Source organism: Niabella aurantiaca DSM 17617, from assembly GCF_000374125.1.
Taxonomy (GTDB): domain Bacteria; phylum Bacteroidota; class Bacteroidia; order Chitinophagales; family Chitinophagaceae; genus Niabella; species Niabella aurantiaca.
In genome coordinates this window covers 226,421-239,577 of the sequence record NZ_KB893626.1, presented here as the reverse complement: position 1 = coordinate 239,577, position 13,157 = coordinate 226,421, and the positions used below count along the sequence as shown (strand labels likewise).

The window sequence follows — 13,157 nt, the reverse complement described above, 5'->3', positions numbered from 1 at the left end:
ATTGACTGTTGGCACTTTTTTCAAATCAGTACATTAATAATGACACTTCTGACATTCTAAACCGCCAATATCTTTAACGGTTACGCTGTCCATTTTACCAGATTTGATGTCATTATGGAACTTCTCGTAAATGCTGTAAAACTGGTTACCGCTGGTAGAATCCACGTTAAAGTTCACTTTGGTCTGGCGGTGACAGTTTATACACCATCCCATGCTCAGCTCGGCAAACTGGTGTACCTCATCCATACCGGTGATCTCACCATGACAGGTCTGGCACTGTACATTGCCCACCCTTACGTGCTGGCTGTGGTTAAAGTACACATGGTCCGGAAGGTTGTGGATCTTTACCCAATCGATCGGTTTAGCCTTGTTGGCATCCCATGCATCGGGGTTCTGGGGGTCAAATCCCGCATATTGATACAACTTCGCAATCTCTGCGGTACCATCTATCGGGTTGCCGTTCTTATCCTTCAGTTCGGGGCCATTGTATTTCTGAATGGTTTTATGACAGTTCATACACACATTCACCGAAGGGATCGCCGCTGTTTTGCTTTCCCATGCGTTCCCGTGGCAATACAAACAGTTGATCTGGTTGATGCCGGCGTGTACTTTATGCGAATAGAAAATAGGCTGGCGGGGTTCATAATCCTTCTGACGGTTCAAATTGATCATGGCCTTCGTGGTAAAATACCCCCCAACAAGGAACAAAAGGATAGCTGCAGTGGCCAGGTAGATCTTGTTCTGGAAGAACGGAACCGCTTCCGGCGTTTTCTTGCCCTCAGTATCGTCTGAGATCTTTTTAAGATTCTTATTTATAAAGATCAGGATCAGGGCGGCCAGTGCAAGGATCAGCGTAATGATACCATATAATAAGGGGTGCTGGCTGGAATCTCCTGCAGTTGCGGCCGCTCCAGCAGCGCCGGCGCCACCGCCTTTGGCAGCATCCAATTTACCGCTTCCCTTTTCATCAATATATTTTAAGATCGCATCTATCTGAGGATCAGTAAGATCAGGGAAGGTCTGCATGGCTGTGGGCTTCAGTTTTGAAACCTCCACGGCCTGGGGATAGCCGGAAGCAATCAGTTTCTGGTTATTCCGGATCCACTCATGCAGCTTTGCTTTGTCTTCCCACTGGCCTTCAACGCCAAACAAGGGAGGACCTGTCATATCGGTCTTCATATCGCCGGAGTGACAGCTCTGACATTTACTGATAAACAATTGTTTACCATCAGCGTCCTGTGCAGCAATTGTATTAAACCAGGAAAGAGTGAAAAGCGTTAGTATAATTAAGAAGAATCGGTTAATTATATACTTAGAAATAGTCATAAACGCATTAAATCTAAAAATGTGGATAAATGTCTCTGATCAACTGCAAAAATAAGGGTCGGGCTTAACAAAACAGCAACATTTTATAAATTTTTTAAACCCGCTACCAGACTGTGTTTCAAGCGATTTTTAGATCAAAATTTTTCAATTTAAAAAATCTTTGTCATTAAAAAGTCATTCGTTTTGTATTCGTTAGAGTTGTTCACATCCACCCTTTTAGCATCATTCTTGATTTGCATCAACTTTTTTGCATCCACATACAAACAGTCGTGAATAAATCCCGGATTTAGAGCTGTTTAGGGCTGTTTCCATGTCTGCGCATACCCGGACGTTCCCGGGCCTCCTGTTTTACAATGCATTTCCTGCCGCAACGCATTGTTTATAAAAAAGCATTCCATTCCGGATTATCCCGCCGGGGGTTCAAAAAATATCCATACCCGCCTGAATTGATACAGACAGACCTGGTCCTATTTATTTATAAAAGGATTTTTGGTGAACTCGGTAAATTGTAAAATCTTTGATTATCAAAGTATATATGAAAAAGAGGATCGCCATTTTTGCCAGCGGGGCAGGCTCAAATGCCCAGAAACTGATCGACCACTTCCGGCACCACGCCTTTGCAAGCGTTTCGCTGATCGTATGTAACAATCCGGGAGCCGGTGTTACGGAAATTGCGGCCGCGGAGAAAATTGAACTGCTCCTGGTCGACCGGACCTCGCTTCGGTCAGACGAATTTGTTCAATTATTGCAACAAAAAGGGATTGATTTTATTATTCTTGCCGGTTTTTTATTAAAAATACCCGGTTCGCTGATCGCCGCCTTTCCCGGCCATATGGTGAATATACATCCGGCCCTTTTACCAAAATACGGCGGCAAGGGCATGTACGGACAATTTGTTCATGAGGCGGTCATTAGGGCAGGGGAAAAGGAAAGCGGCATCACCATTCACTTTGTAGATGAGCACTATGACCACGGCGCCATTATTTTTCAGACCACCTGCCCGGTTTCCGGATCTGATACGCCTGAATCCCTGGCCCAAAAGATCCATTTCCTGGAGCACCAGCACTTTGCCCCCGTCGTAGAACGTTTGATCCTGAAAGAGTTATAAAATTGATGAATTTGAAAATAGATGCCCTGAACCAAGTATAAAACGGGACAACAAACCCAAATGTTAAACATTAAACTTCTCCATTGACGATTGACAATTCCCTGTTCACTGACGATACTTTATCATAGTTTTTGCAAATTCTTTTATTGCTTTGCTGTTCTGCAGAACGGGCATAACATTTTTCGCAGCGGGCGCACTCCATTTAACCAGGGAGCAAGGAGGGCGCCGGGTCTTTTGGGGAAGCAATACCGCAACTGCGTAACTCCCGGCAGCAACCATAATGCCCCATGTAAGCATTGAATATTGAGTTTATTAAAATCCATATGTATTTCTGCAGTGCTCCTGTTTTGCCTGAACGCACAGGCACAGGTCCGTATTAAAGGAAATGTTTACGACAGCCTGGGCCGGACACCCGTTCCCCTGGTTTCGGTGCTCACCAGCTCCGGGGCGGGTACTATGACCGGTGCAGACGGAAGCTACAGCATCCTGGTGCAGCCCCGGGATTCCATTTGGTTCAGTTACCTGAATAAACCGACCCGCAAATTCCCGGTAGCCACCATTACAACCCCTTACGCTTTTGATATTTCACTACGCATCAGCATCCCGGATCTTCCGGAAGTAAAGATCCGGAACCGGGATTACCGCTTCGATTCGCTGGAGAACAGGGAAACCTACAGGAAATATTTCGACTTTCAAAAGCCAGGGCTATCCACCATGTCCGCAACAGATGGTTTTGGCGCAGCCTTTGACCTCGATGAGCTCATCAATGCTTTCCGTTTCAGAAGAACGCGGAAGCTGACCCGGTTCCGGGATAAGCTGATCTCCGACGAGCAGGATGGCTATGTCCGTTACCGGTTCAGTAAGGCGCTCATCCGCCGGATCACGGGTATGACGGAGGACAGTGTCATTAACGTGTTCATCACGCTGTATCAACCCAGCTATCTCTTTACCAAGCGGGTCAATGATTATACATTCCACGAATACATCAAGCGTTCTTATGAGCGGTTCCGGCTCGGATTGCTGCCACCGCCTATGTGGAAAGAGGGGTTAACGGGAAGCGAGACAATGGAATATTGACGCCCTGCTCCGCTTTGTACCGCTCTAGAAGGCATCCTCCTTTCCTGTATGATCAAACTGTTAATAATAAATTTAAAAGCGCTGCTGCCCTTTTACCGATTATTCCTGTAAGTTTGACTCATGCTTCTGATCGATTCCTGGTACACTGATTTCAAAGCAAAGCTGCAGGCCATTGCCTGTCATTTTGGATATACGATACAGGAAGCAGAAGATACCGTACAGCAGTTTTTTCTTGACCTGTTACAAAAGAACATTTCCCAGGACATTCAAAACCCCGAAGCCTACCTGGTAACCGCTTTTAAAAGAAGGCTCATTGACCTGCACCGGAGCCAGCAGCGTAAAGGCAGTTACCGGGAGATCGAAACGTTTAACCTGCCTTCCGCACAGGAGATCATTGAAAAGCTGGAGACCGATACCGCATTGATCAACCACATTGCCGCTGCCTATAAAAAACTGCCCGCGCGGTTCCGGCGGGTGATCTACATGAAATACTACCAGGGATATTCCACCGAAAAGATCGTTGCCCTCACGGGGCTTACCCACCAAACCGTTTACAACAACCTGTCCAAAGGGATCCAGCATCTACGGCAAAACCTCAAAAAAGATGCAGTGCTGGAAAAGCTGGTAAATTTTATCCTCATACTTCTTCCCTAAAAAAAAGTTAAAAAAAGCGGTTAGATTTTGTAAGCCCTGCCGTCTGTTATAGAAACCGGCCTTACAAATATGACCTATACAGTTGAAGAGCTTGTCATTGACGACTCCTTTATTGCATACTGCACGCAGCAGCATCCCAGGGATATCGCCTTTTGGGACGACTACCTGCTGAAACACCCAGAAGAGCTGATAACCCTAGAAGAAGCCCGCAAACTGGTGCTGGGGCTGAAATACATGCTGCAGCAAAAACAAAACGAATTATCTGCCACCAGGGATTCATCGGAACACGCACTGTATGTGGCTTCCGGTGAAAACAGCAGCGCCCCGACTTATAAAACAACGCCGGCACTCCACCCGGGTACCGGCTGGAAGAAGTGGGCAGTCGTTGCCGCAGCAACGCTTATTTTAGTCATTGGCGGCCTTTTCCTGCGCAGCCGGGAAGTGGCCAAACAGCCTTTACCGGTAGCAAAAACGGGGGCCGCATCGGGCGAAACGGTTTCATCCCGGACCGGTGAGCACAAGACCATTGTGCTTCCGGACAGCACAAAAGTGATACTGAATGCCGGATCCCGGCTGCTGGTTTCAAAAACTTTTGGTTCCCGCGACCGGAACGTATACCTGACGGGCGAAGCCCTGTTTACCGTAGCGCACAATAAAGAGCTGCCCTTCATTGTTCATGTGGCAAAATATAAGATAAGGGCAGTGGGTACCCGGTTTAATGTAAAAGCCTACACCAATGACCGGTACAGCGAAACCTCGTTGCTGGAGGGCAAAGTGCAGATCCTGCTTCCCAGGGGGAACAATGATATTGTTTACAAGACATTAGAGGTGAACCAAAAATTTGTAATGGACATTCCCGGTACCGACAGCCTGGAACATACCGTTCCCGCCAAGCCCGTGATCGTTCCGCTTGCTTATCATGATTCCAGCCAGAACGTAGAAACAGCATGGGTGGATGACCTCCTGATCTTTGAAGATCAGCCGCTTTATGAGATCAGGAACATACTGGAACGGAAATACGGTGTCACCATCAACATTGCCAGTAACGAGGTTGCACATTACCGTTATACGGCGGCATTCCAGCACGAGCAGATCGAAGAAGTATTGAAAGCCTTACAGCTTTCGTACGCTTTTTCTTATAAAAAAGACGGAAACCAAATCACTATATATAAATAAAAAAAGATGGACCACTAAGAGCAAAATCAAAAAAGGGAGAAACGGATTGCGGCCATTTCCCCCATGGAAAATGGAAGGAACAATGCCTTCCACTTGTTTAATAATAAACTAAATAAAAGTATGAAAAAATGTGCTTACTCGAATGGGTGGCCCCGGCGGCTGCTCAAAAAACTGTTGTTTATGAAATTATGTCTTGCCCTGATGCTGGCAACAGCATCACAGGTTGCGGCTCATACCGGTTATAGCCAGGAATCCGTTTCTCTTCAACTGGAGAACGCCCGGCTTTCCACCATTTTAAAAACCATCCAGAAAAGAACAGATTACCGGTTCGTATTCAGCAATAAACTTGTAGATGAAACCGGCATGGTGAATATCAAAGTCCAAAACACGCCGGTACTCTCGCTGCTGCCCAGGATCCTCAGCGGCACGGGGCTGGAGTACCAGCAGATGAGCGATAACCTGATCGTGATCCGGGAAAAAGCGAACATCCTGAAGAATATCCTGGTAAAAGGGGTGGTAACCAATCAGAAAGGCGAACCGGTTGCCGGCGCTACGGTATCCTCCAATAAAGGCAAAGCCACCATTACCAACGACAAGGGCCAGTACAGTATTGAAGTGGATGAATACGATGAGCTCACTTTTAGCTATGTGGGTTATGGCACCCAGGTAATAAAAGTAAACGGTCAGCAAACCATCAACGTAGTGTTTGAAGAGGCCAACCGTGCGCTGGAAGAAGTGGTGGTAACGGCATTGGGCATTACGCGTGAAGCAAAAGCGCTGGGTTATGCGGTACAAAAAGTAAGCGGCAATGAAATCCAAACCGTAAAAGGGGTGGATGCAGCAACTTCCCTCACCGGTAAGATATCCGGCCTGGTGATCAAGAACTCGACCGAATTCAATGCTACGCCCACCATTGAGCTGCGGGGAGAAAAACCGATGCTGGTTATCGACGGTGTGCCTTATGAAAATATGACCCTGCGCGATATCCCGTCGGATAATATTGCAGATATCAGCGTGCTGAAAGGACCTACTGCTGCAGCTTTATACGGCTATAAAGGTGCTAACGGCGCCATTATGATCACTACCAAAAAAGGAAAAGGCGGTGGCTTGTCTATCGATATCAACAGCAATACGATGATCGCCTCCGGCTTCCTGGCCATACCTAAAATACAAACCTCTTACGGCCATGGTCTTGACGGAAAGATCGCTACCGACTATGTGTGGGGTCCTAAATTAGATATCGGTGACAGTGCCAAACAATGGAACCCCATTACCAAACGGGAAGAGATGATGCCGCTGGTGTCAAGCGGTAAAAACAATCTGAAAAACTTTCTGGAGACCGGCCTCATCACCAATAACAATATTACCGTTACCCAAAATGGAGAAAACGGTTTTTTCAGGGCAGGTGTCAACCATATTTACAACAAAGGACAGTTTCCCAACGAAAAGCTGAACATCATCAACTATACGATGAGCGGCGCTTTAAAAATAGGCAAGAAATTCAGTGTGGAAAGCAGCATGGGTTATACCTGGGAACAATCGCCCCAGATCTGGGGCCAGGGCTATGGCGCCCAGGGATATATTTACCAGTTACAGATGTGGACAGGGCCGGACTATGACATCCGCCAGTACCGGGACTACTGGGTAAAACCTCATGAACAGCAAAACTGGCTATATACCGAATGGTATGACAATCCCTATATGATTGCTTATGAAAAATTAGACGGTATTCAAAAAAATAAGCTCAACGCCAGCCTTACCGCTAACTATAAGTTCACCAAAGATCTGAACCTGATGTTCCGTACCGGGTACGATTTTTATAAAAATGAAGAAACCGTACAAAGTCCTGCCGGTATTAATTCTACACGGGGTGGATCCAGTAAAGGCACATTCGGCCAGGACTACCTTACATTCAGCTGGAATTATGGTGGTAAGGGTATGTATGGTATGAACCAGATGTGGGGCTTCAGCACCAACAATGACCTGATATTAACCTACGATAAAAAAGTCGGCAATTTTGATATAAACCTGCTGGGTGGCGGAAGCATCACTTATTATATTAACAGGGAGCAGGGCGCCCAAACCGTTAACGGCCTTGCCATTCCGGGATGGTACTCCCTGGCCAATGCCGTTGCATCCACCGCTGTGGGTGTCGACAAAATAAAAACAAACTTCGGCACCTGGAGAAAGCAGGTGAACAGCTTGTACGGCAAGGCTTCTATTGGCTGGAATAGAATCGTCTATCTGGATATCACCGGACGTAACGACTGGAGCTCCACACAATCCGTTGCACAACGGTCCTATTTTTACCCCTCCTTTGCAGGCAGCATCATTTTATCTCAATTTATCAGAATGCCCCAGGCCGTAGATCTATGGAAGGTACGCGGATCCTGGACACAAAGTAAGACTCCCGCAGATGTATATGCTAATAACCGCACATATAGCTCTGCTACCTCATGGGGACTGCCCAGCACCAGCTACCCTGTTAATTTACAGGCATCAGACCTTCTGCCATCCGCAACAAGAACCTGGGAAGCAGGTACCGAAGCCTATTTTCTTAAAGGTCGCCTGCACGTTGACTTAGCTTACTTCAACAAGTACTATTATCAGCAACAGATTAAACCCAAGATCTCCCAGGCTTCGGGCTTCAACGAAGCGCTAATTAATACGGCAGAAACATATGTACGAAAAGGCATTGAAGTAACCGTAGACGGATCTGTTATCAAGCGGAATAATTTTGAATGGCGCTCCCTGATCAACTATTCTTTCAACCACAATTATTATGTTGATTTAGATCCGGACTATTCAGCCGATAAACTTTGGATAAAGAAAGGGGCAAGAAAAGACGTGTATGTTTCCCAGCCTTTGCTACGAGACCCGCAGGGCAACCTCATTCTTGTTGGCGGACTGGTGGCTTCGAGCCCTTATGAGGCAAATATGGGCTATACCGATCCCAAATTCTCGTTTGGCTTTGTGAATAATTTCACCATCAACAATTTCATAGTGGGCATCAGTATCGACGGGCGCATCGGCGGCATCATGTATGATTATATCTGGAACAAGATGTTTGACAGCGGCACCAACCCCGAAACGGATACCAAGTGGCGGTACGACCAGGTAGTGAACGGGCTTACCAATTATGTGGGCGAGGGTGTAAAACTGGTTTCCGGAGAGGCTACTTACGATAAATACGGGCGCATTCTTACCGATACCCGCAAATTTGCCCCCAATGATGTAGCGGTAGGATACCAGGCCTTTATGCAGGAGCTGAATAATACGGATAGCTATGAGCATGGGTTAAAGAGCCAGTCCTTTGTTAAACTAAGAGAAATCTCCCTGGGCTATAAGATCCCATCCAGCCTTTATAGTAAATCCGGAATTAAAAACGCTTCGGTGTCTTTAACGGCGCAAAACGTATTCCTCTGGACAAAATTCACATTCTCTGATCCCGATCTTGGTACAGAAAATTTAAATGCGCCTTCACAGCGGATGCTGGGTCTGAACATTAAACTGGGATTATAACGTGAATGCGATCGTATGACTTCTAAAAATACACAAATGAAAATTATGTTGAAATATATAATGGCCGTGCTCGTTACCTCCATAGTGTGGACATCGTGCACCCAAAAATTTGATGCCATCAACGCGAACCCCGATGCATCTACCACATCCACCGCCCCGTGGCTGGCTACCAATATGCTTACATCCATTACATCCGATGATATTGCCAGCACAAAAGGGTTTTGCGGGCCTTTTATGTTATCGAAGTATGTATTGTGGACGGAACGGCAGGAAGATCTTCAATACAATAAAATAGCCCGGACCAGTTTTGGACGGCTGAGCGTTTTGCGCAATATAGCCCCAATGCTTGGTTATGCGGCCAATGAACCTGAGGGTTTAAAAAATTCCTACACAGCGCTGGCGCATTTCATACGGGCCTGGCAATTTTACCAGCTCACCATGCAGGTAGGTGACATCCCTTACTCCGATGCGCTGAAAGGCGAAAGTAACGGCGTTATAAAACCCAAATATGACAGCCAGAAAGCGGTGTTCATCGGTATCCTGAATGAACTGGACAGCGCCAATACGTTGTTTGCCACAGGTACCGATTTTTCAGGCGATTTTATCTACAAAGGAAGCGTGGATCAATGGCGCCGGCTGACCAACAGCTTTGAGCTGCAGGTGCTGATGCAGTTGTATAAAAAAACCGGCGATGCGGACCTGAATGTGGTAAACCGGTTTAAGGATATTGTGGCCAACCGGCCGCTCATGCGCAATTATGATGATAATTTCGCGGTAACGTATGTCAATTCTGCCGGGTATGCGTATCCCTGGAGCAGCACGCCTATTCAGCTTAACTCCTTTTCTGGCCAGTCCATGGTAGGCGCTACACTGATTACTCCGTTAAAAGCCCTAAAAGACAGAAGGCTGTTTTATTATGCAGAACCGGCACCGGCAAAGATCCTCGCGGGCAGTTTAGCTTCCGACTGGGATGCCTATGTAAGTATAGAGGCTTCCGATCTTTTTGCCAACACCACATCCTCAAGAAATGAAGGAAATTTCTGTGAATTCAACAAACGGTATAAAGATCTGTTTAATGCAGAGCCCGTGGGGCTTTTAAACTACTGGGATATCCAGTTCATATTGGCAGAAGCCACGGTAAGAGGCTGGATCACCGGAACCAGTGCGCAATCGTACTATGCGGCAGGAATCCAGAGTTCAATGAACTTTCTGGCAAGTCATACCCCTGCGGCATACAATCACGGTATGGAAATGGATGCGCCCTACATCACAGCCTATCCTGCAACCGCCGCTGTAGTGCTTACCGGCACTCCGGAAAATCAGATCAAACAGATCATTACACAAAAATACCTTGCCGGTTTTTTACAGGGTGTTGATTATAATGCCTGGTATGAAAACAGGCGTACCGGTTATCCTGCGTTTGTCTTAAATCAGAATACCAACCGAAATATTCCGGCTACCAAGTTTCCCGTACGATGGCTTTACCCGCAGCTGGAACTGGATAATAATGGTACCAATGTAGCCGCTGCCATTCAATCGCAATATGGCGGCACTGATGATGCAAATCAGGTAATGTGGCTGCTGCAATAACCATCCATTTTTCTCATTAGTCAATAAAAGCTATTTTGCAGGTATGTGTCGTGTAACGGCTCATACCTGTTTTTTGTTCAATGTTTAAAGTTCGTTGAAACGTTGAACGTCAAACTTTAAACTGTTACAACCATGCCGATTGATTTTTCAAGAAGAGACTTTTTAAAAAAGACGAGCTTGCTGGCCGGTAGCGCCGGGGTATTCTCCGTACTTCCCGCCTCCATTCAAAAGGCCATGGCCATCAACCCGGCCAAGGGCTCTACTTTTGAAGATGCGGAGCACATTGTGCTGCTAATGCAGGAGAACCGCTCCTTCGACCATTGTTTTGGGACGCTTAAAGGGGTGCGCGGATTTAACGATCCCCGTGTGCTGAAGCTTGCCGACGGCGGCCCTGTTTGGCTGCAGACCGACAAAAAGAAGAATGCTTATCTGCCCTTTCGCCTGGATATGCAGCAAACAAAAATTACGTGGATGGGCGGGCTCCCTCACAGCTGGGGCGACCAGGTAGATGCACGTAACAACGGACAATATGATCAATGGCTGATCGCTAAAAGGACCGGCTATAAAGGGTTTGAAGGACAACCCATGACCCTGGGCTATTATACCCGCGAAGACATTCCGTTCAACTATGCCCTTGCCGATGCATTTACCGTTTGCGATCAGCATTTCTGCTCCTCCCTTACCGGCACAACGCCCAACCGCCTGTACTTCTGGTCGGGTACACTTCGCAAAGACGGACTGGCCTCCAGCCCGGCGCTGGTACGCAACAGCGAATCAGACTACAGCGCCGAAAGCGACTGGAAGACCCTGCCGGAATTGCTGCAGGAACATAACATCCCCTGGAAGATATACCAGAATGAACTGAGCCTGCCCGCTGGTCTGGAAGGCGAAGCGGAGGCCTGGCTGAGTAATTTTACCGATAACCCGCTGGAATGGTTTACCCGGTTCCGGGTGCGCCGCTCCCGCAAGTATGAACAGTACCTGGTACAGCGGCTGGCAGCTTTTGAAAAAGAACTGCCGCAGCTGGAGCAGAAGGCCATTGAGCAACCGGATGACCAGAAAGTAAAACGGGCACTGAACAGTTTGCGCGAACGCAGGAAGCGCTATGAAGCCGAACTGGAGCGTTGCCGCAAAGAGCTGGCCGAACCCCTGGGCAAAGACCAGCAGGCCCTGCACGACAATGCCTTTACTACAAACGATTTTGATCCGGACTATCACCGTACCGAAACCATTGAGTACAACGACCAGGGTACCAAACGGAACATGCAGGTGCCCAAATCCGATGTGCTGGCCAACTTCCGGAAAGATGTGAAAGCAGGAAAGCTCCCGGCCGTTTCCTGGCTGGTGGCGCCGCAATACTTTTCCGATCATCCCTCCGCTCCCTGGTTTGGTGCCTGGTATGTTTCGGAGGTACTGGACATCCTTACCCATAATGAAGAGCTGTGGAAAAAGACCATTTTTATTCTTACCTATGACGAAAATGACGGCTATTTTGATCATGTGCCGCCCTTTACCGCACCGGATTTCCGGAATCCGGCAACGGGCGCCGTATCCGCCGGCATTACCCATATCGATAAGGAATATGTTACCCTTGATGACGAGGTCCGCCTCAAAGGCGTAACTCCTGCAAATGCGCGGGAGGGCGCCATCGGGCTGGGCTACCGCGTACCCTTCGTGGTAGCCAGTCCCTGGTCGCGCGGGGGATATGTGAATTCCCAGGTCTTTGACCACACTTCTGTGGTGCAGTTCATTGAAAAGTTTGCCTCCCGTAAGACCGGGAAAAAACTGCAGCTCCCGCATCTTTCCGATTGGCGACGTGCCGTATGCGGCGACCTTTCTTCCGTGTTCCGCCCTTATAACGGCGAAACTGTAAAACAGCCGGAGTTCCTGAAACGGGATGCCTACCTCCAGCGTATTGATGAAGCCCGGTACCGTCCCCTACCGGAAGGCGCTACTCCTTTAAAAGAAGATGCCATCCGGGCCATCCGGGCCGACTTCAAAAAAACAAGAAATTATTTTGCGCAGGAAAAAGGGTCAAAGCCTTCCAGCCCGCTCCCTTACGAGCTGTATGCCGACGCCCATTTGGATGCAGACCGTCAAAACATACAGCTGGTGCTAAAGGCAGCAACTGCCGTTTTTAAAGACCGGTCCATGGGCAGTCCGTTCTCGGTATACGCATATCTTCCCTATACTGATACCCGGGGCCAAAAGATCCTCAACCGCAACTGGTCATTTGCTGTAGCCGCGGGAGAAGAGCTGCGGTATACGGTACCTCTGAACGGTTTTGCTGACAAGGATTATCACCTGGCACTATTTGGCCCCAATGGTTTTTACCGCGAAATAAAGGGGCACAGCGATGAAGCGCGCATCTCGGTTGAATGCCGGTATGATCTTGCCCGCGGTAAACGCTATGGACAGTTGCAGCTGATCTTTCGCAATCACTCGGCTCAGCAGCAGGATATCCTGGTCAGGGATAACAGCTACGGGCAGCGGGAGCTTTTGCGCAAGCTGCCACCCCAGGGCTCACAGCGCCTGGTGCTGGTACTGGAAAAGAGTCATGGGTGGTATGATCTGTCGGTATTACTGCGCAATGACAACCGTTTTGAGCGGAGGTTTGCCGGAAGAGTAGAAACCGGTGAGGAATCCTTCAGCGATCCGTTGCTTTTGTGATGCGGGGAATGCCACAGAAGCCCCGGCGGCAATG

The 13,157-nt window shown here is 48.0% G+C and carries 8 protein-coding genes; 7 read left to right on the top strand and 1 reads right to left on the bottom strand.

The window, feature by feature from the left end:
- Window positions 1–33 precede the first annotated feature (33 nt).
- Window positions 34–1,326 (bottom strand): c-type cytochrome, encoded by a 1,293-nt coding sequence (locus tag B160_RS0105935; RefSeq protein WP_051107124.1) that lies wholly within the window; start codon window positions 1,324–1,326, stop codon window positions 34–36.
- Window positions 1,327–1,861: 535 nt separating this feature from the next.
- On the opposite strand from B160_RS0105935, the gene purN reads away from it, so the two are divergent.
- The 7 genes from purN to B160_RS0105885 all read left to right on the top strand — a co-directional run bounded on the left by purN (window position 1,862) and on the right by B160_RS0105885 (window position 13,123).
- Window positions 1,862–2,434: a phosphoribosylglycinamide formyltransferase gene (purN, locus tag B160_RS0105920; RefSeq protein WP_040679570.1), complete on the top strand. Its 573-nt coding sequence runs from the start codon at window positions 1,862–1,864 to the stop codon at window positions 2,432–2,434.
- Window positions 2,435–2,737: 303 nt separating this feature from the next.
- The gene (locus tag B160_RS0105910; protein WP_211218053.1) at window positions 2,738–3,511 is read left to right on the top strand and encodes a peptidase associated/transthyretin-like domain-containing protein; all 774 of its coding nucleotides are present in this window, start codon (window positions 2,738–2,740) and stop codon (window positions 3,509–3,511) included.
- A 120-nt stretch (window positions 3,512–3,631) separates the two neighbouring features.
- Window positions 3,632–4,165 (top strand): RNA polymerase sigma factor, encoded by a 534-nt coding sequence (locus B160_RS0105905; protein ID WP_018626966.1) that lies wholly within the window; start codon window positions 3,632–3,634, stop codon window positions 4,163–4,165.
- 69 nt (window positions 4,166–4,234) lie between these two features.
- Window positions 4,235–5,341: a FecR family protein gene (locus B160_RS0105900; RefSeq protein WP_018626965.1), complete on the top strand. Its 1,107-nt coding sequence runs from the start codon at window positions 4,235–4,237 to the stop codon at window positions 5,339–5,341.
- 180 nt (window positions 5,342–5,521) lie between these two features.
- Complete coding sequence (locus B160_RS0105895; protein WP_026309568.1) at window positions 5,522–8,863, top strand: SusC/RagA family TonB-linked outer membrane protein; 3,342 nt, start codon at window positions 5,522–5,524, stop codon at window positions 8,861–8,863.
- A 45-nt stretch (window positions 8,864–8,908) separates the two neighbouring features.
- Window positions 8,909–10,453, top strand: coding sequence for a SusD/RagB family nutrient-binding outer membrane lipoprotein (locus B160_RS0105890; RefSeq protein ID WP_245562153.1), 1,545 nt, complete (start codon window positions 8,909–8,911; stop codon window positions 10,451–10,453).
- 132 nt (window positions 10,454–10,585) lie between these two features.
- The gene (locus tag B160_RS0105885; protein ID WP_018626962.1) at window positions 10,586–13,123 is read left to right on the top strand and encodes a phosphocholine-specific phospholipase C; all 2,538 of its coding nucleotides are present in this window, start codon (window positions 10,586–10,588) and stop codon (window positions 13,121–13,123) included.
- The last annotated feature ends 34 nt before the right edge of the window (window positions 13,124–13,157 follow it).

Bases quoted from the DNA above. Each gene is read 5' to 3' on its own strand.
- B160_RS0105935 (WP_051107124.1), bottom strand. From the start codon at position 1,326: ATGACTATTTCTAAGTATATAATTAACCGATTCTTCTTAATTATACTA.
- purN (WP_040679570.1), top strand. From the start codon at position 1,862: ATGAAAAAGAGGATCGCCATTTTTGCCAGCGGGGCAGGCTCAAATGCC.
- B160_RS0105905 (WP_018626966.1), top strand. From the start codon at position 3,632: ATGCTTCTGATCGATTCCTGGTACACTGATTTCAAAGCAAAGCTGCAG.
- B160_RS0105900 (WP_018626965.1), top strand. From the start codon at position 4,235: ATGACCTATACAGTTGAAGAGCTTGTCATTGACGACTCCTTTATTGCA.
- B160_RS0105895 (WP_026309568.1), top strand. From the start codon at position 5,522: ATGAAATTATGTCTTGCCCTGATGCTGGCAACAGCATCACAGGTTGCG.
- B160_RS0105890 (WP_245562153.1), top strand. From the start codon at position 8,909: ATGTTGAAATATATAATGGCCGTGCTCGTTACCTCCATAGTGTGGACA.
- B160_RS0105885 (WP_018626962.1), top strand. From the start codon at position 10,586: ATGCCGATTGATTTTTCAAGAAGAGACTTTTTAAAAAAGACGAGCTTG.